The organism is Actinomadura rudentiformis (assembly GCF_008923185.1).
GTDB lineage: Bacteria > Actinomycetota > Actinomycetes > Streptosporangiales > Streptosporangiaceae > Spirillospora > Spirillospora rudentiformis.
On sequence record NZ_WBMT01000025.1, the window covers coordinates 23,908 to 44,728 of the forward strand.

General features: G+C 65.9%; 25 protein-coding genes, 1 tRNA gene and 1 pseudogene. 7 read left to right on the forward strand and 20 right to left on the reverse strand.

The window, feature by feature from the left end; genetic code table 11:
- Positions 1–165: 165 nt before the first annotated feature.
- A complete protein-coding gene (locus F8566_RS40905; RefSeq protein WP_151568214.1) occupies positions 166–576 on the forward strand; it encodes a PGPGW domain-containing protein in 411 nt (136 codons plus the stop codon).
- A gap of 76 nt (positions 577–652) precedes the next feature.
- Positions 653–724, forward strand: a tRNA-Val gene (locus tag F8566_RS40910).
- Between the two features lie 89 nt (positions 725–813).
- On the opposite strand, the gene F8566_RS51895 is transcribed toward F8566_RS40910, so the two are convergent.
- The 16 genes from F8566_RS51895 to F8566_RS40990 form a co-directional block, all read right to left on the reverse strand.
- Complete coding sequence (locus F8566_RS51895; protein WP_225994000.1) at positions 814–1,221, reverse strand: tyrosine-type recombinase/integrase; 408 nt, start codon at positions 1,219–1,221, stop codon at positions 814–816.
- Positions 1,222–1,272: 51 nt separating this feature from the next.
- The gene (locus F8566_RS51900; RefSeq protein ID WP_225993972.1) at positions 1,273–1,836 is read right to left on the reverse strand and encodes a site-specific integrase; all 564 of its coding nucleotides are present in this window, start codon (positions 1,834–1,836) and stop codon (positions 1,273–1,275) included.
- A gap of 440 nt (positions 1,837–2,276) precedes the next feature.
- The gene (locus F8566_RS40920) at positions 2,277–4,259 is read right to left on the reverse strand and encodes a DUF3987 domain-containing protein (protein WP_151568216.1); all 1,983 of its coding nucleotides are present in this window, start codon (positions 4,257–4,259) and stop codon (positions 2,277–2,279) included.
- Positions 4,260–4,677: 418 nt separating this feature from the next.
- Positions 4,678–7,032 carry a DNA translocase FtsK gene (locus F8566_RS40925; protein WP_151568218.1) on the reverse strand — a complete coding sequence of 785 codons (2,355 nt, stop codon included), beginning with the start codon at positions 7,030–7,032 and terminating at the stop codon, positions 4,678–4,680.
- Positions 7,032–7,391, reverse strand: a complete 360-nt coding sequence (locus F8566_RS40930; protein WP_151568220.1) for a hypothetical protein — start codon at positions 7,389–7,391, stop codon at positions 7,032–7,034. The genes F8566_RS40925 and F8566_RS40930 overlap by 1 nt, the downstream gene beginning before the upstream one ends.
- A gap of 84 nt (positions 7,392–7,475) precedes the next feature.
- Positions 7,476–7,784, reverse strand: coding sequence for a hypothetical protein (locus F8566_RS40935; protein WP_151568222.1), 309 nt, complete (start codon positions 7,782–7,784; stop codon positions 7,476–7,478).
- Between the two features lie 2 nt (positions 7,785–7,786).
- Positions 7,787–8,095, reverse strand: a complete 309-nt coding sequence (locus F8566_RS40940; protein ID WP_151568224.1) for a hypothetical protein — start codon at positions 8,093–8,095, stop codon at positions 7,787–7,789.
- A complete protein-coding gene (locus F8566_RS40945) occupies positions 8,092–8,328 on the reverse strand; it encodes a hypothetical protein (protein WP_151568225.1) in 237 nt (78 codons plus the stop codon). Before F8566_RS40945 ends, F8566_RS40940 begins: the two co-directional genes overlap by 4 nt.
- Entirely contained in the window at positions 8,325–9,050 is a 726-nt protein-coding gene (locus tag F8566_RS40950) for a hypothetical protein (RefSeq protein ID WP_151568227.1), read from the reverse strand. Before F8566_RS40950 ends, F8566_RS40945 begins: the two co-directional genes overlap by 4 nt.
- Positions 9,051–9,274: 224 nt before the next feature.
- Positions 9,275–9,733 carry an ATP-binding protein gene (locus F8566_RS40960; RefSeq protein ID WP_151568231.1) on the reverse strand — a complete coding sequence of 153 codons (459 nt, stop codon included), beginning with the start codon at positions 9,731–9,733 and terminating at the stop codon, positions 9,275–9,277.
- Positions 9,730–10,137, reverse strand: a complete 408-nt coding sequence (locus tag F8566_RS40965) for a hypothetical protein (protein WP_151568233.1) — start codon at positions 10,135–10,137, stop codon at positions 9,730–9,732. Before F8566_RS40965 ends, F8566_RS40960 begins: the two co-directional genes overlap by 4 nt.
- Complete coding sequence (locus tag F8566_RS40970) at positions 10,134–11,498, reverse strand: AAA family ATPase (RefSeq protein WP_151568235.1); 1,365 nt, start codon at positions 11,496–11,498, stop codon at positions 10,134–10,136. The genes F8566_RS40965 and F8566_RS40970 overlap by 4 nt, the downstream gene beginning before the upstream one ends.
- Complete coding sequence (locus tag F8566_RS50460) at positions 11,495–11,965, reverse strand: GIY-YIG nuclease family protein (RefSeq protein ID WP_192810115.1); 471 nt, start codon at positions 11,963–11,965, stop codon at positions 11,495–11,497. The genes F8566_RS40970 and F8566_RS50460 overlap by 4 nt, the downstream gene beginning before the upstream one ends.
- Complete coding sequence (locus F8566_RS40980; protein WP_151568237.1) at positions 11,965–12,819, reverse strand: hypothetical protein; 855 nt, start codon at positions 12,817–12,819, stop codon at positions 11,965–11,967. Before F8566_RS40980 ends, F8566_RS50460 begins: the two co-directional genes overlap by 1 nt.
- 100 nt (positions 12,820–12,919) lie before the next feature.
- The gene (locus tag F8566_RS40985; RefSeq protein ID WP_151568239.1) at positions 12,920–13,138 is read right to left on the reverse strand and encodes a hypothetical protein; all 219 of its coding nucleotides are present in this window, start codon (positions 13,136–13,138) and stop codon (positions 12,920–12,922) included.
- Positions 13,138–13,347 carry a helix-turn-helix domain-containing protein gene (locus F8566_RS40990; RefSeq protein ID WP_151568241.1) on the reverse strand — a complete coding sequence of 70 codons (210 nt, stop codon included), beginning with the start codon at positions 13,345–13,347 and terminating at the stop codon, positions 13,138–13,140. Before F8566_RS40990 ends, F8566_RS40985 begins: the two co-directional genes overlap by 1 nt.
- 176 nt (positions 13,348–13,523) lie before the next feature.
- On the opposite strand from F8566_RS40990, the gene F8566_RS40995 reads away from it, so the two are divergent.
- Positions 13,524–14,315 (forward strand): GntR family transcriptional regulator, encoded by a 792-nt coding sequence (locus F8566_RS40995; protein ID WP_151568243.1) that lies wholly within the window; start codon positions 13,524–13,526, stop codon positions 14,313–14,315.
- A gap of 18 nt (positions 14,316–14,333) precedes the next feature.
- Positions 14,334–15,059 (forward strand): PP2C family protein-serine/threonine phosphatase, encoded by a 726-nt coding sequence (locus F8566_RS41000; RefSeq protein ID WP_151568245.1) that lies wholly within the window; start codon positions 14,334–14,336, stop codon positions 15,057–15,059.
- 210 nt (positions 15,060–15,269) lie between these two features.
- Here the strand turns inward: F8566_RS41000 and F8566_RS41005 are convergent, their stop codons facing one another.
- Positions 15,270–16,268 carry a hypothetical protein gene (locus tag F8566_RS41005; RefSeq protein WP_151568247.1) on the reverse strand — a complete coding sequence of 333 codons (999 nt, stop codon included), beginning with the start codon at positions 16,266–16,268 and terminating at the stop codon, positions 15,270–15,272.
- Positions 16,265–16,999 (reverse strand): hypothetical protein, encoded by a 735-nt coding sequence (locus F8566_RS41010; protein WP_151568249.1) that lies wholly within the window; start codon positions 16,997–16,999, stop codon positions 16,265–16,267. Before F8566_RS41010 ends, F8566_RS41005 begins: the two co-directional genes overlap by 4 nt.
- A 289-nt stretch (positions 17,000–17,288) precedes the next feature.
- Between F8566_RS41010 and F8566_RS41015 the strand changes: the two genes are divergently transcribed.
- The 3 genes and pseudogenes from F8566_RS41015 to F8566_RS50465 all read left to right on the forward strand — a co-directional run bounded on the left by F8566_RS41015 (position 17,289) and on the right by F8566_RS50465 (position 18,657).
- The gene (locus F8566_RS41015; RefSeq protein ID WP_318836473.1) at positions 17,289–17,471 is read left to right on the forward strand and encodes an NUDIX domain-containing protein; all 183 of its coding nucleotides are present in this window, start codon (positions 17,289–17,291) and stop codon (positions 17,469–17,471) included.
- 370 nt (positions 17,472–17,841) lie between these two features.
- A pseudogene (locus F8566_RS41020) lies at positions 17,842–18,024 on the forward strand (helix-turn-helix domain-containing protein); the annotation flags it as partial.
- Positions 18,004–18,657, forward strand: a complete 654-nt coding sequence (locus F8566_RS50465) for a hypothetical protein (protein WP_192810128.1) — start codon at positions 18,004–18,006, stop codon at positions 18,655–18,657. The pseudogene F8566_RS41020 and the gene F8566_RS50465, both read left to right, overlap by 21 nt.
- A 27-nt stretch (positions 18,658–18,684) precedes the next feature.
- Here F8566_RS50465 and F8566_RS41025 read toward each other — a convergent pair whose 3' ends face one another.
- Both F8566_RS41025 and F8566_RS41030 read right to left on the reverse strand, forming a co-directional pair.
- On the reverse strand, positions 18,685–19,194 hold the full coding sequence (locus F8566_RS41025; protein WP_151568251.1) for a hypothetical protein: 510 nt from the start codon (positions 19,192–19,194) through the stop codon (positions 18,685–18,687).
- A gap of 1,029 nt (positions 19,195–20,223) precedes the next feature.
- Positions 20,224–20,817: a GTP-binding protein gene (locus tag F8566_RS41030; RefSeq protein WP_225994001.1), complete on the reverse strand. Its 594-nt coding sequence runs from the start codon at positions 20,815–20,817 to the stop codon at positions 20,224–20,226.
- Positions 20,818–20,821 lie beyond the last annotated feature (4 nt).

Sequence of the window (20,821 nt, forward strand, 5' to 3'; positions counted from 1 at the left end):
CTCACGTTTTCAAAAGTACGCTCTGACCTGGGCAAAAGCGGATCAATCGGGCCACCCCCTCCCGGCCTCAGGCCCCTCCCTGTGTGACGATCGGGAGGGCGCGATTAGTTGCCCGGAACCGGCCCACGGCCCGATGCGGCCATCCCTCTGGCATAGAGTAAATACGTGGCAATAAACCATGAAAAGGACGCCGGACCCTTCGTTCGCTTTCGCGAGTTCGTCCGCCGCAACCGGCTCCTCAACACCACCTGGCGGCTGGGCGTCTTCACCGTGGGCGTGACGGTCCTCATCGGCGGCCTGATCATGATGGTCGCCCCCGGCCCCGGCATCCTGGGCATCATCGTGGGCCTGGCGATCCTCGCCACCGAGTTCGCCTGGGCCCAGCGCGCCCTCCATCACGCCAAGCAGGCCGCCGAGAAGGCCAAGGAAAAGGCCCTCGACCCCCGCAAGAAGCGCCGCAACACCATCCTGGCCGTCGTCGGCGGCATCCTGGTCGGCGCCGCGGTCATCGCCTACCTGGTCGTCTACAGCTTCAACCTCCCGTGGAACATCGAAGACTGGACCCCCTGGCGCTGACGCTAACCGATGTGTGACCACCCGCCTGGATGCGCTAGAGTTTCCGACGTCGGAACGCCGCAAGGCCGTTCCACCGGGGCGATTAGCTCAGTGGGAGAGCGCTTCGTTCACACCGAAGAGGTCACTGGTTCGAACCCAGTATCGCCCACCCCGCATACAGCAAGTTCAGAGGCCACTTCCGATCTTCCGGAAGCGGCCTCTCGTCGTTTCCGTGCGGCGTCCGTGCGTCGAACCTGACTAACTGCCTGACTGTGCCCCGCCGCCGGCGCCCGGGAAGATGCGGTCCATGGCGGTCGCGCCCTCCTCCATGACCGGCTGGATCTGCAGCCGATAGACGGTCTCGGTCACCGCGGTGCCCTTGTGCCCGACCAGGCGCGAGATGTGCTCCACGGCCACGCCGTTGGCCGACAGCACCGACACGAAGCTGTGCCGCATCTCCCGCGGCGTCCACTCGGCCTCGTCCAGGCCGGCCCGCTTGATGACCCGCCGGAACTCGCGCCGGACGTTGCCAGCGCTCATCTTGGTGCCGTTCCGGGTGCCGAACACCAGCCGCTCGGGGCCGTCGTCGCCAGGGATGGCGTTGGCTGCGCTCAGGTTGTCCCAGAGCCGGGCCAGGACGTAGACGCAAAGGCGCGGGAGTTTCAGCGTGCGGCGTGATTTCGGCGTTTTGGTGTCACCGGTCGCGCGTACCGAGCGCTAGACGTACAGCGCGAATTCGTCGTGTTCCCAGCCAGCGGAGGTGACTGGGCGCCATTCCTGGCGGGCGGAGTCGTAGGCGACGACATGCGACCACGTCAGCCCCCGGAGTTCTTCGGTACGGGCGCCGGTCAGGAGCGACAGGACCACGTACGCACGAAGCCAGGGCTTGGCGGTCTCGGCCGCTTCCAGCACGGCCTCGGCCTGGGCCATGCTCAGGGATTTGGACGGCCGACCGGCTTTGCCCTTGGGGAGTTCGCAGAGCATCACCACGTTCCGCTTCACCTTGTCGCGGGCCTGGGCGCGGGCGACCGATCGCTTCAGGATGGAACGGAGCTCCTGCAGCGTGCGGGTACTGACCTCCTTGGCCTTGTGGGCCAGCCACTCGTCGACGTCGTCGGCCGACAGCTCTCGGAGCTTTCGCGCGCCCAGCTCGGGGATGACGTGCTTGCGGGCGAGGATGCGCTTTGTCTCCACCGTGGTCGCCTCCCGTCCGGTGAGCCCGTACTGCAGCCAGTTCTCGACGGCCTGGGCGACGGTGTATCTGGTGTCCTCACTCGGCAAGCCGTCGTCGCGATCACGCAGCTTTTGTTGGAGCTTCTTGAGCGCCCGGGATTTGCTCTTGTCGCTGGCCGACCGGACGATCCGCTTGCCAGCGGGCGTGTACCCGACCGTGATCTCAGCGATCCAGCGCTGGCGGCTCTCGCTCCATCGCAGGCCGCCATCGCCTCGCGGCCGCCGCTTCGACTCCTCCCGCTTCGTCGCCCGGCCTTGCTCCTCGGGCTCGGGAGGGCGGGGGAGAGGTGCTCGGTCATCGGTACATTCCTCCTGATGTGATCGTCACAGTGCGTAGGCAGTAGAGGGGTCTCGGTAGGGCTCTGTACGGCTGCACGCATGCACGGAATGCACATCAATTAATTTCTGTGCATTGTGTGCATGCGTGCAGGGGTGCAGACAGGGTTCAACCACGCATGCCGGTGACTGTGAGTGATTGTGCTCGGTGGTCATGAGATGACCTCCGAGTCGATCTCCGGGTGGGCTTCGTAGACCACCGCGGGAGCACGGCCGGCACCGTGCCCTCGGGGTGAGGAGGGAAGACGGCGAAGCCAGCCGTGGGCCTCCAGGACGCGCAGCCCGGGGTCCAGGTCGGCGACCTTGCGGAAGCGGGGTCGTAGGGCTTGTACGGCGTCGCGGGCGGTGAAGCGGTGGTTGCCGGTGCGGATGAGCCAGTCGCGGATGGCGCGGGCGTCGGCCAGGTCGGGGTCGGCGCCGATGAGGTCGTAGGCGGCCTGGGCGTGGGCGAGGAAGTAGTCGCCGATCTGCCGGGCCAAGGAGAACGTTGCGGCGGTGATGGGCCGGTTCCAGGTGCCGTGATGATGCTCGGCCAAGTGCAGCAGGCCGGCGATTCGGACAACGGCGCCGGGGAACTTGCCGCCCCAGTCGGGCATGTGCGCCAGGTCGTTGCCGGGCCGGTAGCGCGGCTCGGTGTCGCGCAGCAGATCTTGAACGGCTGTCATGGCGGAATCGGTGAAAGCCAGCACGACCGGTTCGGTAAGGGCGTGCAGCCGGATGATCAGGTTGGTCAGGGATGCGGCGTAGGTTTGGGCGACTTGGACGGGAACGAGGTCGGGGGCGTTGTCGCGGTAGCCCAGCAGCGAGGCCGGGACCGAGTACAAGATCCGGCCAAGCAGGCCCTGCCCGCGGAACTGTGGAGTGTCGGCCAGCCCGGCCAGCACGTCAGGTTGGGTGCATACGCCGAGGGTGACGTGCGCGGATTCAATGATTTCCGAGGGGCGGCCGACGCGATCGATGCGCATGCCTTCGCCAGCGTGGCCGTGTTTGAGGACGGCGAAGTTCGGGGCGCCGCTGTAGCGGCCAGCGGCGATGGAGAAGATCTCACCCTCAGGCGACAGCACCGCCATCCGCCCGCCCTGCTGAGCCAGAAGCGAGGTCAGGACCTCAGGAGTGGCATCGTCGGAGAACAGCCGCGGCGCGGCCGGAACCTGCAGGTTCTCCAGGCGTTCCGCGGCGATGCGCGCGTCGGCCAGGTGCTGATCGCGAACGATGGAATCGATGGCGTTGATCGCGGCCTTCTCGGCCTTTTCCATGTCGGCCTCGGCGACGCGCCGTTGCAGGGCGATGTCGGTGATGAGCGGTTGGGCTTGGTCGCGCAGGGCTGTTTCGGCGGCGCGGATCGGGCCGGTCATCGCGGCGAACACCTCGGATTTGCGGTTGCCGGGACCGAGGGCGATGACGGTGAAGAGGTTGGTGGGCTCGCGCCAGCCACGCGCTTGAACCCACACTTTCCCGCTGGCGGCGACCGCGAGGACTGCCAGCGCCAGGCATCCGGCCAGATCGTTGGGTGTCTGGGTTTGCTCAGCGAGGCGGGCCGCGTACTCGGCGATCCAGTCCGGCAGCATCGGCAACGGGAAGCTCGGCAGATCGCGGGCCGCTTCCAACGGCGTGGGTGCGGGCCAGCCCCGCGCTTGAGTGCCGGTGATGTCCTGGACGGTGTCGGCGACGGCGCCGCGGAGATCGGCGGTGTCGCCGTCGGCCGCCTGGTGGCCGAGCTGGGTCAGGCGGATGCCGGTAATCGCCACAGCGCGGGCGTAGGCCAGATCGGCCAACCGGTGGGCGTAGTAGGCGACTTGGGTGGACGAAACCGTCTCGCTGATCAGCGTGTGCAGGTACGGGCCGCCGCCCACCTTGCCGAGCTGTCGCGGGCCGAGCTCGGCGGCGACTGCGGTCGGCTCGCAGGGGTCGCCTCGGTCGGCCAGGACACAGATCGCCTGCCAGATCACTTGATGGGCGGGCCGGTAGAACTCGGTGCCGTCCAGCACTTCGCGGGCCTCGGCCACGGCCCGGGCGGACAGCATCATCGCGCCCAGCACCTGTTGCTCGGCACTGATGTCGTGGGGCAGCGGCCGAGCCGAATCGCCGGGCTCACCGTGCCCGCCGTCCAACACGCGCAGCGGTGGCTTACTCATCGGACGACCACGCACGGACCGGCAGGCCGGTTCTGCCGCGACGTGGGCGTGGCAGGAACGCTTGGAGCTTCCATCAGTCCTCCGAGAGCAAAGAACAGATCAGCCGCGAGGGGTGTTCGCGGTGAGGCAGATGTGACTTAGCGGGCCGAGAAAAGCCCGGACCGCCACGGGGTAACAGTCCGGGCCGGGCTCGGGGGCTAGTTCGGCGTGCGGGGCCCCGTGACAGGTCGGGGTGTCACGGGCGGGGGCTGGGGGAGGGAGTTACAGGTCAGAGGCGGTGTCACGGCCGTGACAGGTGCCCGTGACAGGTGGCGTGACACGCGCGTGACACCCGCCCGTGACAAGATCAACTTCGGGTGCGGGCGCGATCCCACGCGCAGCCGTACACGCGCGAGAGGCGCCCGCGCCCCGTGACGAGTCATGCCGCTTGGCTGAGGTCGGGACCGTCGAGCGGGGCCAGGTCGATGATGGTGAACGTGGTGTTGGCGCCGCCGGTCTTGTCGCGGCGCAAGACGCCGTCGTCGACAAGCTGACCGAGGACCTTGTAGGACCAGGACCGCTTCATCCCGGACCTGTCGCGGACCTTCTGGAACTCCGGATCGCCGGCCGTGAAGGTCAGGCGGCCGGTGGCGGCGCGGTGGCGGAGCCAGTCGTGCACCAGGCGGCGGGCGGCCTCGGGCGACATCTTGGGCCCCTCCTGCTGCTCTGGTGGGGTCTCCAGCAGGTCCTCGGGGCCGGGGTCGGTGATCGGGTCGTCGGGTCCGGCGGTGAGGTCGGGGGAAGGGTCGTCGGTGCGCACGTGCTGGCTGACGGCGTCGCCGTCGTCGCGCAGCTGGTCCACCACGGCCCGGGCGGCCTCGGCGTCGGCCGGCACCAGGACGGGGCGGCCGGTGGCCTCACTGGCGTTCTGCGGGCCGATGACGCCGCGCCGTTCCAGGACCTCCATCACGCGCAGGCAGTCGGTGTGCGGGAGGCGGAGTTTGCGCTGCAGCATCGTGGTGGAGGCGTGCTGGGCGGTGATGACCAGCTCGGCCGCCTGCGCAAGTACCTCGGCGAACCGCTCGTCGCGTTCACCCGCGCCGTCGTCGACGGTGTCGACCGGGCGGCGGACGGTGTCGAGCTCGTCGACGGCGTCGTCCTGGGCGCCGACGAGGGTCCCCTCGGGGTCGGCGCTGGCAGGCATCGCGATGGCCGGGCTGCGCCGGGCCGCTGAGCCCGAAGGGTCGGCGAGGCGGGCGGTGAACTCGTCGGCGTTCTTGGCGGCAGCCGGGAATGCCGCGGCGTGGGCGCGCATGTTGGCGTTGGCCTCGTTGTCGGTCTTGCCCCAGGCAAAGGTGCGCAGCGGCATCGCGTAGTGCGTGGCGCGGATGCCAGGGGCGTCCAGGTAGGCCATGCCGGGCTGGTGGTTCTCCCACTGCTCCGGCGCGACGCCGGCCTTACGCTGCCGGTCGCTGGTGCCGAACTTGGCGTCATCGTCGTCGGCCAGGCCGAAGCACATCTTGGCCATCTGCGAGCGGATGAGGGTGGGGACCTGGGTGTAATCGGCGCGCTGCAGCGAGATCACCACCGAGCCGCCAGCGGACCGGATCTCCTTGACGATCTCTTCGACCTTGGTCTGATCGGCCTCGCCCAGGGCCTCGTACAGCTTGGAGTACTCCTCGATCCACAGGAACCAGTACAAGAGCCCGCAGCCCTTGGTCCATTTCTGGAAGCCGTGCTCAGACAGCCACTTGGTGCGCTGGGGGATCTCACCGTGCATCGTGCGGATCAGGTCGACCGCGCCGGGCTTGCTGGTCTCGAAGCGGTGCAGCCCTGGGCGGACGGGGCCGAGGGTCTGATCGTCCTTGGAGATGTCGATGCCGAACACCGCGGTGTCGACGCGCGAGATGATCTCGGCCAGGTAGTTCCACGCGCCGCCGATGGACTTGCCGGACCCGGTCATGCCCATGATCTGCAGCTGGTGACCGGTGAAGGGGTGCAGGACCTCGCTCATGTCCTGGTACATGCCGGGCCGTAGCGCCTCGGCGATCGAGCCGCCGGGCCGGTAGGGGCCGGGCCAGGGCAGCGGCCGCTTCATGATGCGCGGGTCGGAAATGGTGACGTGCGCCTGGGAGGCGTCGTCCTCATCGCGGGCGACGTTCACCGAGCCGGGCGGGAACTTCAGGCCGGACTCGATGTAGGCGGTGTTTTTGATGGCGTCATCGGCGGTCTTCTCCCCGGCCGGCAGCGCCATCTTGCCCTTGACCTTGTAGTCGTCGACCTCGGTGGTACGGACCTTGGCGCCGGACAGGCCGAAGGAGTCCTTGGCCTTGTCGAACACGAACGCCAGCGGGTCGACCGAGCCGCCGTCGAGCGACGGCGTCTGCCGGATCACCGCCCGGATGTTCCACGCCACCGCCAGGGTGCCGCCGCCAAAGAACAGCATCCCGAGGGTGATCTGCGTGCCGATGCCGGTGATGGTGGCGATGGTGAACCACAGGCCGCCAAACAGCGCGGTCAGCGTCGAGTGGACACGGCCCAGTAGCCCGCGCTGGTGGGAGACTGCCCAGGTCAAGCCCGTCATGACGACGGTGGACAGGGTGGCGGCCATGGTCGCCCACGTCACCGCCGGCGGTTGTCCCCACTTGGCGTGGGAGATCGCTGCGACGACGGTGACCAGGCCGAGGATCGCCCACGGCGGGACGAGTACGCCGATCTTGGAGACGGCGGCGACGGTGATGCGTTCGACGGTGGCGTCCTGGGCGATCTGCAGGGTCTGGGTTTTGCGTGCCATCAGAGATCCACCTCCCCGGTGTGCTTGCGTGGTTTGTCGATGTCGATGAACTGGCGGCGAGATTCGAGGTTGAACTTCACGGCCTCGGTGCAGATCCCGGTGCACAGGTCCCGGGCCTGCCGCAGGTGCCGCGACACCCAGCGGGCCCGCACGTAGACGTTGACGTGCCGCAGCCGCGGGTGCTTTTTGAGCTTGCGCATGGCGCGTTCTGCGGCGCCGGCGTCGTGGTCGAGCTGGCGGCCCAGATCGCGGCCGAGCTGCTGGGTTTCCTTGGCGTAGGCGGCGATGTTCTTGCCGACCTTGCCGCGGAAGGTGATGGCGCCGATCCTCTCGATGCGGCGGACTGCGGACGAACCCATGACGGTCACCTCCGAGGGTTGTGAATAGGGGAAACAATCGGCCTCGCTCCGGGTGCCGCCCTGGGGCGGCACCCGGAGCGAGGGTCATCGGCCGAGGAAGTGCTTGCGGTAGGCGCCGTGGAAGCGGCGGCCATGCGACTCGATGCCGTGCGCCATCTCCTGCATGCGCTTGAGGCGCTTGGCGATCTGGCGGGCCTTCCACTTGGTGTCGACGCCCACCAGGTACCAATGGCCCTTCAGCGAGGCGATCGCGGCCTCGGCCTCACCGGCCGCCAGCTCCAGCTCGAACTTCCACTGGCGGCCGATCTCCTCCAGCACCTCGCCGTAGTCCAGGAACGCCTCGCCCAGCGACCCCCGGAACTCAATCCACGCCAGCTCATCGATGTGGGCCATCGCTACGCCGCTCCTTGCTGCTCATCAGGGGTGAACACGTCCTCGATGACCTCGACGTCGATGACGTCGAGGTCGCAGTCAGTCGCGTCGGCGCGGCCGAGACGGTACTGGTCAGCGATCGCCTCGCCCAGGCTCCGCAGCCGTGGGCCCAGCGGCGCGATCCCAGCCAGCGCGGTGACCTGTTCGTCCAGCCACGCCGCGAACAACGCCAGCACGGCCCACACGCCGCGCAGTACCGGAACCAGCCGCGCCCACACGCCCTGCCCGGCGCCCGGGCCGGGCGTGCGGGGAAAGGCGGTGAGCGTGCTCATCGGCGCCACCGCCCGCCGGCGAAAGGGCACCGCCACCCCGCACCGGTCCGAAGTGAGCGCAGGTACCCGACCGCGGCCGCGGCGGCCGCCAGGCCCGCCAGCATCCGAGCGGCGCCCTCATGCATCGACGTCGCCCAGGTCAACACGGCCAGGACCGGCACGAACACCACCGCGACCACCGCGCCCACGATCACGGCCCCCACCAGGGGGCGGGGCACCAAACGGCCGCTCACCGGTCCGTCCTCCGCACCACGCGGGCGGTGATCTGGACCGGCCAGACCCACCGCAGCACGAACCGGGTCCGCGCCCACATCACCGCGCAGAACGCGGTCGAGACCGGCACGGCCAGCGCGATCCGTTCCGGCCACGACACCACCAGCACGCTGACCGCGATGAACACGCCGATGGTGAAGAACACCGCCGCGATCAGCGCACGCACGCTCGCCTGCGGATCGGCGGGCCGCCGACCGGGGCCATGCTCATGCAGGTGCTGTTCGGTGTCGGCGACCTGTTCCAGCGGCCCGGCCGCGACGGCGCCCAGCTGCTGGTCAGCCAGCACCGCTAGACGGCCGATGAGCACGGCGCGTTCACCGTGGCTTGAGGCCCCGGCCAGGTCCAGCCAGGTGCCCTGATCGTCGTCGACCGGCAGCGAGGCGCCGGGCTGGCCAAGTACGGCCCGCTCGGTCCAGGCGACATGGCGCAGCGGGGAAGCGCCGGCGCCCAGCCTGATGGCCATTGGGCGCCCGTGACGGTCCTCGTCACGGCCCCAGGCGCGGGTGTGCACCGTGGCCAGGTCGTCCAGCAGGTCAGCGGCGTGCTCGAGCAACTCGGCGCGGGTGTCGGGGTCGGCGATCACGTACAGCTCGCCGATTGCCTGGTCCAGATTGTGTGACAGCTCCTGATAGCGGCGGCGGTCGCCCGCCCGGTCCCAGCGCGTGAACATCGTTTCGATCATGGGGTTGACCTCCTCAAAGGTCAGAGGAAAGGGAAGATTCGGGAGCCCGGTCGGGGCCGGGCTCGGGCAGCCCTGCGAGCGCGGCCGGAGTGTGCCGTCGGCACCGCGGCCCGACCACGTACGGGCGCACTGCATCGGTGCCGCCGCACGCGCCGTTGGCCGTGGACCAGAAGCTGCACACCAGCGCCAGCAACCGCGGCCGGACCGGCCGCGCTCGCGGGGCGTCACCGCTGCTCACCGCCATCGCGGGCGGCGTCGTGGGTGCCGTCGGCGGAGTGAGGCAGGTCGACACACACACGGCGGCCGCCGGACGGGACGACGGCGTACTTCACGACACCCAAGGCCGCGCAGATCCACAGGCCACGGCCGCTTTCGCCGCCGCCCAGCAGCACATCCGGGGTGCCGGGGCCGCCTTGGTCGACGACCTCCACGTGCACCCGCCCGCCGGCCACCTCCACCACCACGCGGTACTTGCCGCCCGGCTCGCCCGAGGCGGTGTGCTTGGAGGCGTTGGTGGCCAGCTCAGACACGCACGTCAGCGCGTCGCACACCAACTCGTCCGGCACGCCCGCGCCCGCCAGCGCCGCCCGCGTCCAGCGCCGCGCCTGGGCGACCATGTGCGGGTCGCCGGGGAAGGCGGCCTCGTAGTGCTGCGGAGTGTCGTAGTGCTGTGGGGCGGTCATCGCGCCTCACCCCCGCTCAGCCGCACGGCCAGCGCCAGGCCCTCGGCCACCACGGCGTCAGCGACGGCGCCCGGCGCCGGCTGCAGGCCGATCTCCTCCAGGTAACCGGCGATGTAGGCGGTCGGCGCGACCTCACCGCGCGAGGCCGCCGCGACAGCCGCACGGGCGTGCGTCAGCAACTCCACGTACGCCACGTGCATCTCGACATACAGCGCGTGCGAGGCCTTCAGGTCACGGAACAGTGCCTCGGCGGTCTCGCGCAGTGCCGCTTCCTGCTCACGGCGGGCCCAGAGTTCCTCGCGCGCCTCGCGCAGTTGGCGGCGCAGGTCCAGATCGGTCGGCGAACCGGCCTCACCAACGACCTGCCCGGGCTGCCCAGTGAGGGCATGGTGAGCAATCGTCATCGCGGCGCACCTCCCACCACCGACAGGTCCGGGCGCGTCGGCGCCGCAGATTTCGGAAGGGACTCACTGATCTGGCGGTCCATCTCGGCGAGACGCGCGCGGTACAGGTTCTGGATCCGGCGGGCCCGGTCGAACCCCAGTCCAAGAGCACCTTGCACCTGGCGGATCGATGCGCTCTCGGGCACCTCGCCCTTGTCAATCGCGCTCACCAGGCGTTCAACGTGATCGGCGTCCGTCAATGGACGCGGCGTGGGCTTAGCGCTCTCGGGCACGGGGACACCCTTGTTCGGGCGTGGCCGGCGCACCTTCGGGCGGGGCTCGCGGGGCGCTTTCGCCTCCCGCTCTCCCCGCCGGTCATCACCGGTTCGCAGACCCGTCTCGGGATCCTGCGCAGCCGCCGGACGCGCGATGATCGGCAGCGTAGGGCGCCCCTCGCGTGGGATCGGCCACATGGCCGCGGTCGGCTTGTCTGCGCTCTCGGTGTCGCTGTCCGGGGTGCTCTTGGAAGCACTTTCGGGAGTGCTTGTCTCCGTTGCGCTCGCGGGTGGACGCAGGTCCATCGCGGCAAGCCGCGGGACCTCCTGGCCGTCCTTGTCGTGCCAAGGGTCGGCGTCGGTGATCGACCGGTCGATCACGCCGATCAGGTGCGCCACCACGGCGGCGCCGATAGGGCCGATCGCGTGTGCGAACATCGCGCCTGGAAGCGCCCATCCCGATACGTGCGGGCCGGCGCCGACGGGCACCGCGGCGATGAGGTTGAGGAAGATCGAGGTCGTCAGGCAGCCAATGCCGATCTTCTCGGCCGAGTCCGAGAGCTGGCCGCCGGAGGTGGCCAGGCGGGCGCGGACGATGATGATCCAGCACACGGTGCCGATCAACAGGGCCTCCAAGCCCCACAGGACCCACCACACCGGGCTGCCGGAGGTGACCGACATCAGCCGGGCCGCGCCCTGCTGAACACCGGTGGTGGACCAGATGCCGAACCCGATCAGGAACGGGACCAGAATCGCCAGGTTGCGCGAGCGCAGCCGGTCCAGACTCAGCGCCCGGGCCTCGCCGGACCGCGCCATCAGCGACCGGATCCGCGTTCGCTCGCCGGCCGCGCGGAAGTCCCGGTACATCCGGGCCAACTCGGCCTCGGCGCGGACGTCAGCCTCACGCTCGACGCGCGCCAGCTCGGCGAGCCGCGACTCCTCGGCCACATCGGCACGGGCCCGCTTGTGACCGGCCTCGGCACGCAGCCGCGCCAGCTCATCCGACCGCTGCGCATCCTGCAGCTCGCGGCGGCGCTTCAGCTCGCCGGCCAGCTCGTCCGGTGACAGGTCCGGGCTGGGCTGCCGCTCGTTCACTCGAGGCTTCATGCCGGCACCCCCATCGCTACGCGCGCCGGACCGTCGGACCGCAGTCCGGCGATCGGACGGGGACGCACGCCGCACAGCGGGCAGCACCGGGCCGCTCCACCCTGACGCTTGAGCGCACGTTCGCGACGGCGGTCGCCCGGCCACAGCCGAGAGAGCCTCCACTCGATGCCGGCGTCGTTGACGACCTGCAGCAGGCGGGCACCGGACCCGGTCTCGTGCTGGGCCAGCCGCCCGGCCAGGTCGCGGGTCCAGCCGATGTAGTGCCGAGCGTGCTTATAGGGGCGGGCGAAGTGCAGCAGGTACACCACGCCAGCCCGGCAGGCCCGGCACAGCGGAAACGCCTCGGGCACGCGGTTGGCCAGCATGACCAGGGCCGCATCACAGCCCATCAGGCTCAACGCGGCGTCACACGCCAAGCACGGCGGCCGCGCGGCCTTGGCCAAGGCGGTGAGGCGGACGGTGCTCATCACGGCTGCCTCCCCTCGTCCTCGTCGAGCGGGACGACGGTGCCGCCGATGAGGGCCGTGCGGGCGTCCAGGGCGTGGCCGTCGCACATCGGGCCGCCGTCGCCGTGTTGGTCGGTGACCCGCCAGCGGACCGGCTCGGGGCAGGGGATGTCGCCGCGGTCGTAGTCCCAGCGGCGCCCGCAACCGGGCCGGCGGCACCAGGATCGGCCGCCGGTACTGGAGATGGTGTTGCCGTGCTCGGGGCACACCGGCCACGGAATCCGGCACGCGTCGGTCGGCACCGCCGCGATCCGTTCCGAGCTCGTGGCCGTCTGGCGCATCTCGCGGGCGATCTGACGGGCCTGCCCGGCCGCGTCCGGCAGCCGGAACCCGGCCCGCCGCGCCAGGTCGCCCTCGGTGAAGGTGTCCACCGGCCGTGCAGCCGGGGCGCCATCCGGTGCCGCCACCGACCGGGAGTCGGCGCGCGCGAACTCGATCAGGTGCGCCAGGCCGTCGGCCACTGAGGCGATCGACCGCATCCGCTCCGGCGAGACGCGCGTGCCCGGGCCATCGCCGAGCGGCAGCACACCGAACTCGGTGTGACACCACCGCTCGGTCCCGGCATAGGTCTCGCTGCCGGCGCCACAGGCGCCGGCGTTGCCGATCGCCCACTCGTCGAGCTCCTCGACCGCGTCCAGCGCGGCCCGGAAGGCCCGCGCCGGGCCGACACCGGTCTCGGTGACGTAGCCGCGCCAGTCGCCGTCGTTGCCGAGCATGTCGACGCCCGCGGTCTCGGTGGCTCGGTCGGCGGTCACCTGGTGCAGCAGTGCCGCCTTGACGTGACGTCCGATCTGCCGCGCCTGATCGGCGTTCATCGCCGCCGTAGTGCAAGAATGAGAGTTCATCGGGTTGGACCTCCTAAGGGTCCGATCAAGGCCCTCGTCAGGCGGTTGCGTCGCCATGACGAGGGCCGCCTTACGTCTGCGAGCTCTTGAAACGCACCTGCAGATAGGCGCGCACGTTCTGCGAGGCGCCACGGCACGGGTATGCCGAGGACACCTCCACCACGTCGAAGACCTCGGCCAAGGCGTGCGCGCCGGCCGATACCTCCTCCGGCAGGCCCATCAACCGGATCCGCAGGCCCAACGCGGGACTCGAACCGGTGGGGGAGTGGTCCTGCCGTTCACGCGTCATCAGCTGGCCTCGCGTTCCAGCAGCGCGATGTACTCGGCGATTGCCGAGCCTGGGATCCGGCGCGACCGGCCCTCGCGGACCGAGCGCAACCGCCCCGAACGGATCAGCTCGTAGATCACGCTCCGAGACAGCGAGAGCAGCTGCGCGGTCTCGCTGACCCGGTACAGCCGCGCCGACGATGGCGAGCTCAAGGACTGGGCCGTCACCATGCGTTTACCTCCAGAAACAGGGGATGGCTGGGCGGCGAATCTGCGTCCATCCATGTCCACCGCCCTCCGGTTAGTACCGGTACTAACCGTGGATGAGTACCGGTACTGATGATGGGCCCTCGATGGGATGTCGTCAACAGTCCCGGTACAGATAACCTTCGGAGGAGGAGGTCCTTGTGACTGCGAGATACCGCGAGATCGCCGCTGAGCTACGAGGGAAGATCGAGAGCGGCCAGTACCCGCCAGGTAGCAACCTGCCCGGCTATGACGAGCTGACCAGCGCGTACGGTGTCGGACGTGGGGTGGTTCGATCCGCGCTGTCACTCCTAGAAGCGGACGGCCTGATCCAGGTCGTCAAGAAACGCGGGATCATCGTTCGGCATGGAACCATGCGGTTGCGGCGGCCGAGAGGGAACTTGGTCAAGCGGAACGTCGCGACAAGTAGTCCCGGCTACTCGTTCCCGTCCGCGTCCGGCCAGGAGGTGTGGAAACACCACATCAAGCCCCAGGCATCGTTTGAGCCGCTGAACGATCCGCGGATCGCCGGCCTCTTGGGCGTCCCTGTGGGTAGCGAGGTGATGCGGCGGTTTCGTGTCACCGGGCCAGCGTCGGAGCCCCCGTTTCAGATCAACGTCTCGTGGATCCATCCCCGCGGAGTCGAGGATGCCCCCGAGGTGGCATCACAGGCCCCGGGGCCAGGGGACTGGTTGTACCGCCTGGAACGGGCAGGTCATTGGCCGATCTCCTGGATGGAGATTCACCGCGCTCGCATGCCCACCGCAGAAGAGGCGGCACTGCTGCAGATCCCGTCCATTCTGCCGGTGCTGGAGATCGTGCGAGTCGGTACGTCAGGCGGCGACGGCAAGCCAATTGAGGTGACCGAGTACATCGTGGCCAGCGACCGCGTCGAAACCGTGCATGTCTTGCATCGCGATGAATCCGCCCAGGCCCCATGGCCCGACGATTAAACGAACGAGTGATCAATCGTGAGTCTCGCCATCGAAGCCGCCCTCGGCACCCACGTCGGGCTTGTACGCAAGCGCAACGAAGACAGTGGTTACGTCGGCCGCCGGCTGCTTGCGGTCGCAGACGGCCTCGGCGGACATGCCGCCGGCGACGTAGCAAGCAACACCGTGATCGACGTCCTCAAGTCGCACGACCGTCAAGTCCCCGTTGAAGACCTGGCCACGACGCTTGGCGGCGCGATCTTCGAGGCCAGTGACGCTCTGCGCAGCCGAGCTGCAGGGGATCCAAGCGTCAGGGGCATGGGGACGACCCTGGTAGCGGTGCTGTGGTCCGGAGACCACGCCGTATTCGGCAACATCGGCGACTCCCGCATCTACCAGCTGCGCGATGGCGAACTTACAGCGGTCAGTGAGGATCACGTCTATGAGCGGCTGGTCCACGATGCGGCGGATGTCCCGGACCTACCGCCGAAGCTCGCCCGGTTCCTCGACGGACGGGCCGACGGCCGATCGCCCGATCTCACTGTCCGCGAGCTCAAGGCCGGCGACCGTTTCCTGCTCTGCTCCGATGGCCTCAGCAGCGTCGTCGACATACATGACATTCACATGGCCTTGAGATCTCACAGCGGTCCCAATCAAACGGTCGATCGCCTCATCGAAGCAGCACTTGCCTGCGGTGCCCCCGACAACGTCACTGCCCTAGTCGCTGATGTACGGGCTAGCAGTGACTCAGAGACGCCATCCTGAGGCAACTCCGGCAGCGTCTCTAGAGCGGCTCTCTCATTGACGTCCGCCTGCATGCAGAGCGTTACGCGCGATTCTGCGGCAGTCCGGAGGGACGGCGTAGCCCTCTGATTTGAGCTTGCTCAATCGGCCGTTGTACTTCTGACTCACTGAAGCGCAAGGAGATTTTAGGTTAGCTCACTGATAGTAGAAACAGGAAACCCGTGAGCAAGATTATTGTTTGCGGCAAACTGGGTAGTTGGCCTTATTGAGCCTTACGCCCCAAATTGTCCTGACATTCCTCTTTGTATCCCCGCTCTTCTCGACCAAGCACACGGTTCGCGAAGCTATATCGTCAGACTTTATCGTTTTGATCTGCCGGTCAGACTCCTGAAGTATGTCCGTCCACTTATCCCCACTGCCGACCACATAGCCGACTAGCGTAGTTTTATTTGACAAGGTTACTTGCTCTACTGGTATCCAAGGATCGGTGGTGAACAGAGTTGCCGAGGAGGAGAAGACCAAAATTCCAACTACGGTTACAGCAACGTATTCTATCGGCCTAGCATGCGCAGAATCGATAGACCGCAGCCGCGAATCATAACGCTCTATGAGAGATGATCGTTTATTGCGCAACTTCCGGCGCTCCGAGGAGTCTTCTTCAGCGTCCAGTCTTTCGTCCACGGCCTTGATCTCATCGATGAGCTCCACAAGAACCCGGTCAGTCGCTTTTGGGTAACCGGTCAACTGTGCAGTCTTGGCGAACATAGAATCGCCAGCGAGGGTGATACCGTGCTTGGCTGCATTATGTTGAGCAAGCTTTCCAATAAGCCACGACGCGCCAAACAAAAGAGGGATCGCTAGCTGAAAAAGTGTGCTCTTCCAATCCTGGACAACGGAAAGCAGTCCCACCAAAGCAAAGTAGACCAACCAATGTCTGAAGATGCTGATTGCGCCGCTGACGTTGTTCACCATGTATACGGCAATTGTGCCGACGCCAACACTGGCTGCAGGAATAAATGTGATAAGTATTCCCGGGAGTGGATCTAGTGGATTGGTTGCCCTCGCTATTCCTAGGGCAGTTGATGTATCGAGCCGCGAGGCTAGAAGTATCTTGATGCAAACGAAGAGAAAAATGAGACCAGAGAATATCCAGGGAAGGTTCTGCATGGTTCTATCCCGGGACTCGGAAAGATCTCTTGCCTCGTCTGTGAGATCCTGGCTTGTATTCACCTTCCTCTCCTGAGCTTGTCGAATGCCCTCCTTATCGACTGGGAGGCCCTTCCCATAATTCGTCCAAGAAAGGGTTCCGGTGAGCTAGTGAGAACAAAAGGTTGGGAGACGAGAAGGCGCTCATAGTATCTGTCCATGACGAGCAACCCACACGCCGCCAATGTAAGCAAGAACAATATTCTTGCAAGCAATGGCAAGGCGTCAATTGAAATCACGATGGAGGCGAGTGTCAGTGGCAGCATTCCGAGGATAATCAAGGAAGATGACTGAATTTGTCCTAGGCGGTCCACATAGCCAATCATCATTTGGCGGTACGTTTTCTTTGTGATCTCAAAAGCTCTAGTTCTTTCCTTGCAAGTCACCTGGACCTCCAATCCTGGAAGCCTGGGGCGAGCCGTCAAGATTGCTGTTGAATTCTCATCTGGAGAGGCAAGTTCGATCCTGGCCCATGCAACTTCTCGAAGGTTGAATTGCCTCAGGACTTGTATCATTTCATCCAAATTTTCAAGCCTCGATACGTCTTCTCGAATTGTTGCGATGAACGCCCTTTTGAAATTAGTGTTTCCTGGCTGAATCTCTCCAATCAAGGTTGCGGTTATATGGATAAATTCTTCGGGTGTGCCACGCCAGCATTCAATGGCCGCGTGGCTGCGCCACGGGCCGTCCTCGCCATGCCGAAGTAGTCTCGGCTGTGATGAGTACGCTCCCGTGGGCCACTTCGGCTCGCGCATCCTCCAAGGATGCCATAAGGCACGCTTCCAAGTGCCCTATTGCCATGGAGAGTGGCAACTCCTGGTTTGAATGTCCGGGTAGACGTTAGGGCCTTGCGGATCTGTTAGTCGTGGATCTGATGCGCGGAGTTGCTGCGAGGCCCGGCGATCTGCTTGAGGGCGGGCAGGTTGCTTGTGGGATCTGCTCTGGCGGCCGCAACTCGCTCACGCGCCGGCCAACTCCTCAACTCGTACCTACGTCTACTAGCGTGAAGTCTAGTAGTTGGACCTGCTCATAAGAGCTTGCGCGATGCCGAATAGCCGCCACTCTGTCAGCGTGGCCGGGGTCATCGTCGATGACCAAGGGCGGGTCCTGTTGATCCAACGTCGCGACAACGTCCATTGGAAGGCACCGGGCGGCGTCCTGGAGCAAGACGAGGACATCATCATCAGCTCCGGCGAGAGGTGCACGAAGAGACAGGCCTTGAGGTGACCCCACGGCCCTTACCGTTGGAAGCTTGACGAGGCCGTATCACCCCATAGGCGTTAGGTCTCCCGAGTGTGAGACACAGAGCTGTGCAGACCTTCTACACGTCTTGCTACGGAACCGCGCTGAACCTGCCCGTAGTGCCCTGACCAACGAACTCCGTGAGAGGGCCTTGTATACAGAAAAGGGCAGCCGCGAAAACCTGTGGCCCCCTGTCCGATTCCTGCTCCGTGGTCCGTGTTCACGGGAACACTGCTGTCAATCTGACCTCAAGTGACTCATGCGAATCACAAGCTCCTGATGTCTGACAGAACAATATAGGCTTGTGTACGTCTCGATAGACGAGCTGCGTCGGCCAGACGGTTTGGGAGACTCAATGGGGTCAGGCGAAAGATCGCTGAGTGAGATCAGATTCCTTACTGTTGCTGAGGTTGCCGCAGTAATGCGAGTATCGAAGATGACGGTCTATCGACTCGTGCGCTCTGGGGAACTCCCCGCAATTCGTGTAGGGCGATCATTTCGAGTGCCTGAACCGGCCGTGCACGACTACATCAGCGATATGGGGCGCGTTGCTGTGGTCGTCGGCGCCGGATATGGAGGTCCGGCGGGTCCGGATGAACCCAGAACCCCAAGTTTCGAGCGCAACTCTGAGCTGACCAGAAATTCGCAATCACACCCGATTCATGTAGACATTTACCTTGACACGGACGATGAGCGTACGATCCGTCAAGTCGTCAACGAATTTGACAGGCTCGTGGATTTCTTGGGCTTCGATGGCCCTTTTGACCCTAGTGAGGAACGCGGATCTTTTATTCGGCGTTCGTGGGCGAGAATGAAGCTGACTATGAACCCAGCTGAGCTAGGGAATCGTTCCCTCAGGGTCGAGCGGGCGCTCGAAGCACACACTCTCGTCACCGATCAGGCCAAAACTGACGCCCAGGCCGCTGCAGTTATAGCTGGCCTCATCCAGGCGTTGTCGGATGTGCCCAATGCTTGCCTCAGGGCCGGGTCTATTGTAATGGTAAAATATGAGACCAATGGGGCCTCCGTTATGCATTCACGGCAACTGTCGCAAGTGGAAATGCGAGCGTGGGAGAGGTTTCCGGAAATTCACCGTGAGCCTAGCAGGATATTCGAGGCGTTGGCTGTGGCCGTCGCCAAGCTCGACAATCAGCAATTTTCTGGGCACTGAGAGGTAAATTCGAGCGCCAGCAAAGAATTAGTTTTTTATGACTCTCCCCTTCTCATCTCGCTGGCGCGGGACGGCATCCAGATTGAGTCCCGCAATCCCAAAGACAACAAAAAATGCCGCTGGGAGTAGTGATGCTAGCCACCACCCGCCACGGAACGCCAAGGCGGCTATTGTGGCCCCGATAGTCAAGAATGTCAACGCCAGTACTATGCCAAACGGATCCCGTCTCAACTCTTTCTCGTCTTCCACGTGTTGCATTATCGCGGCTTCGGCGCGTTTGAGAAGGATTTCTTTGGCGTGACTATTATCGGGAAGAAGAGAGTAGATCTCCAATTCGTCTTTGATGGATTTCCATGTTCCGCCGTGAGTGCGCTGGATCTGCCAGATAACGCCCACAAGGCCAACCACGGCGATGAAGATCCTCGAGGCAATATCCCAACTCATAAGGTGAACAGTAGAGCCAAACAGGGGCCCTCCAGGCACGTTCGGAGGTTCCGGGCCAGACTCGGCCAGCGTGCGTTTGATATCGCCGGGCATCGAATCGCACTTGCCGAGGGCCCGAGGAATCGACGGCCAGATACTCGCCCTTCGGACGTCGGGCCATGCGGAAGTTGCCTGACGGATTGCTTGACGATGGTGGCGCACCTGCGCGGACTGTACCGGACTTCGGCAGCCGTGTGTGTGCACTGCTCGACCCTTGCTGACCTGCTGGAATGTGGCTTGAGTTGCTTCACACCGAAGAGGTCACTGGTTCGAACCCAGTATCGCCCACATCTTCCCAGTTCAGAGGCCTGATCTCACCGAGATCGGGCCTCTTTGAACGCTGTGTCCCTGCCGAAGAGGTCACGAAGTCACCCGAACTTGCGCCGAGCGTCACTGCAGATCACGGGCCTGGTCCGTGCTCTGGTCTAGGTGTCGTGGGGCTCGTGGGGCAGATTTGGGGCACGGGCCTGGCCCCACTCCAAAAAGTGGTCACAAGTTCGGACTCCCGATCGGTCACTCTGAGCGATGGACGCGACGGCGCAGGGCCGACCAGCGTGGAAGCGGCATTCCAGGCCACTGCGCTGCCTCCATCAGGACCGGATCCACGGAACGATTGCCCGCTCGAGGAAGCAACTATGAGCGGCCGGACGTCGTTACTGCGCCGGTGGTGGGCGTTTGTGCTGTGCCAAGCCATCCCCGCCCAGCGCGGTTGCTTCCATGGCAAAGCTCGACCCTCTCCGGCAGGTGTCGCCGCTGAACTTAGTCCGGGAAGACGGGGGCCGCGCGCATCTGAGCCTGTTTCACCCACTCCCGGCCCTCGGCAGTTGCCTGCTTCGGTCGGACCAGGGGGCGCCAGACGCCAAAGGCCGACAGCGTGGGTCCGGCCCGACGTACCCGCGCCAGCGGTCACGGGTGCGCCACCTGCCTCCAGGCCAGGTGCGCCAGCAGCTGATGGGGCGACCTGATGCGGCTGTCGGCGGGTAGGCGTAGTGAGAGGCCGTCGGCCGGCGCGTGCAAGCCATCCCCACCCCACGACCGTCGCAGGGCCTGCCTGCCGTGGGTGCCGTCGATCGGCGTGTGGTGTCAACGTGTATCGGTGTTGAGGGCGTGCTGGACGAGAGTCGTAAGGACGTTCTTGACGGAATCCCGTTGTCGGACGTCGCACATGACGACGGGTGTCTCCGGGGCCAGGTCGAGCGCTTTGCGGATCTTGTCGACGGGGTGGCGTTTGGCGCCGTCGAAGCAGTTGACCGCGACGATGAACGGGGTGTTGCGGTGTTCGAAGAAGTCGATGGCGGAGAAGCTGTCCGCGAGCCGGCGGGTGTCGGCGAGGACGACGGCCCCGATGGCGCCGTAGACCATGTCGCGCCACATGAACCAGAAGCGTTCCTGGCCTGGTGTGCCGAATAGATAGAGGGTGATGCCATCGGGGAAGGTGATGCGGCCGAAGTCCATGGCGACTGTGGTGGTGGACTTGCGGTCGATTCCGCTGAGATCGTCGATTCCGGTGCTGGCGTCGGTGAGTTGCTCTTCGGTGCGCAGCGGACGGACCTCACTGATAGCGCCTACGAGGGTGGTCTTGCCGACGCCGAATCCGCCCGCGATGAGGATCTTGAGGGCGATGTGGGCATTGCTCTGCTCGCCGACGGTTGCTTCTTGCCCGTTCTGGGTGGCCATGGTC

Bases quoted from the DNA above. Each gene is read 5' to 3' on its own strand.
- F8566_RS40935 (WP_151568222.1), bottom strand. From the start codon at position 7,784: ATGGCCCACATCGATGAGCTGGCGTGGATTGAGTTCCGGGGGTCGCTG.
- F8566_RS40970 (WP_151568235.1), bottom strand. From the start codon at position 11,498: ATGAAGCCTCGAGTGAACGAGCGGCAGCCCAGCCCGGACCTGTCACCG.
- F8566_RS40940 (WP_151568224.1), bottom strand. From the start codon at position 8,095: ATGAGCACGCTCACCGCCTTTCCCCGCACGCCCGGCCCGGGCGCCGGG.
- F8566_RS40960 (WP_151568231.1), bottom strand. From the start codon at position 9,733: ATGACCGCCCCACAGCACTACGACACTCCGCAGCACTACGAGGCCGCC.
- F8566_RS41025 (WP_151568251.1), bottom strand. From the start codon at position 19,194: ATGCCCGGCGATATCAAACGCACGCTGGCCGAGTCTGGCCCGGAACCT.
- F8566_RS41030 (WP_225994001.1), bottom strand. From the start codon at position 20,817: ATGGCCACCCAGAACGGGCAAGAAGCAACCGTCGGCGAGCAGAGCAAT.
- F8566_RS50460 (WP_192810115.1), bottom strand. From the start codon at position 11,965: ATGAGCACCGTCCGCCTCACCGCCTTGGCCAAGGCCGCGCGGCCGCCG.
- F8566_RS40990 (WP_151568241.1), bottom strand. From the start codon at position 13,347: ATGGTGACGGCCCAGTCCTTGAGCTCGCCATCGTCGGCGCGGCTGTAC.
- F8566_RS40965 (WP_151568233.1), bottom strand. From the start codon at position 10,137: ATGACGATTGCTCACCATGCCCTCACTGGGCAGCCCGGGCAGGTCGTT.
- F8566_RS40980 (WP_151568237.1), bottom strand. From the start codon at position 12,819: ATGAACGCCGATCAGGCGCGGCAGATCGGACGTCACGTCAAGGCGGCA.
- F8566_RS40920 (WP_151568216.1), bottom strand. From the start codon at position 4,259: ATGAGTAAGCCACCGCTGCGCGTGTTGGACGGCGGGCACGGTGAGCCC.
- F8566_RS41010 (WP_151568249.1), bottom strand. From the start codon at position 16,999: ATGCGCGAGCCGAAGTGGCCCACGGGAGCGTACTCATCACAGCCGAGA.
- F8566_RS40950 (WP_151568227.1), bottom strand. From the start codon at position 9,050: ATGATCGAAACGATGTTCACGCGCTGGGACCGGGCGGGCGACCGCCGC.
- F8566_RS40985 (WP_151568239.1), bottom strand. From the start codon at position 13,138: ATGACGCGTGAACGGCAGGACCACTCCCCCACCGGTTCGAGTCCCGCG.
- F8566_RS40925 (WP_151568218.1), bottom strand. From the start codon at position 7,032: ATGGCACGCAAAACCCAGACCCTGCAGATCGCCCAGGACGCCACCGTC.
- F8566_RS41015 (WP_318836473.1), top strand. From the start codon at position 17,289: ATGCCGAATAGCCGCCACTCTGTCAGCGTGGCCGGGGTCATCGTCGAT.
- F8566_RS40930 (WP_151568220.1), bottom strand. From the start codon at position 7,391: ATGGGTTCGTCCGCAGTCCGCCGCATCGAGAGGATCGGCGCCATCACC.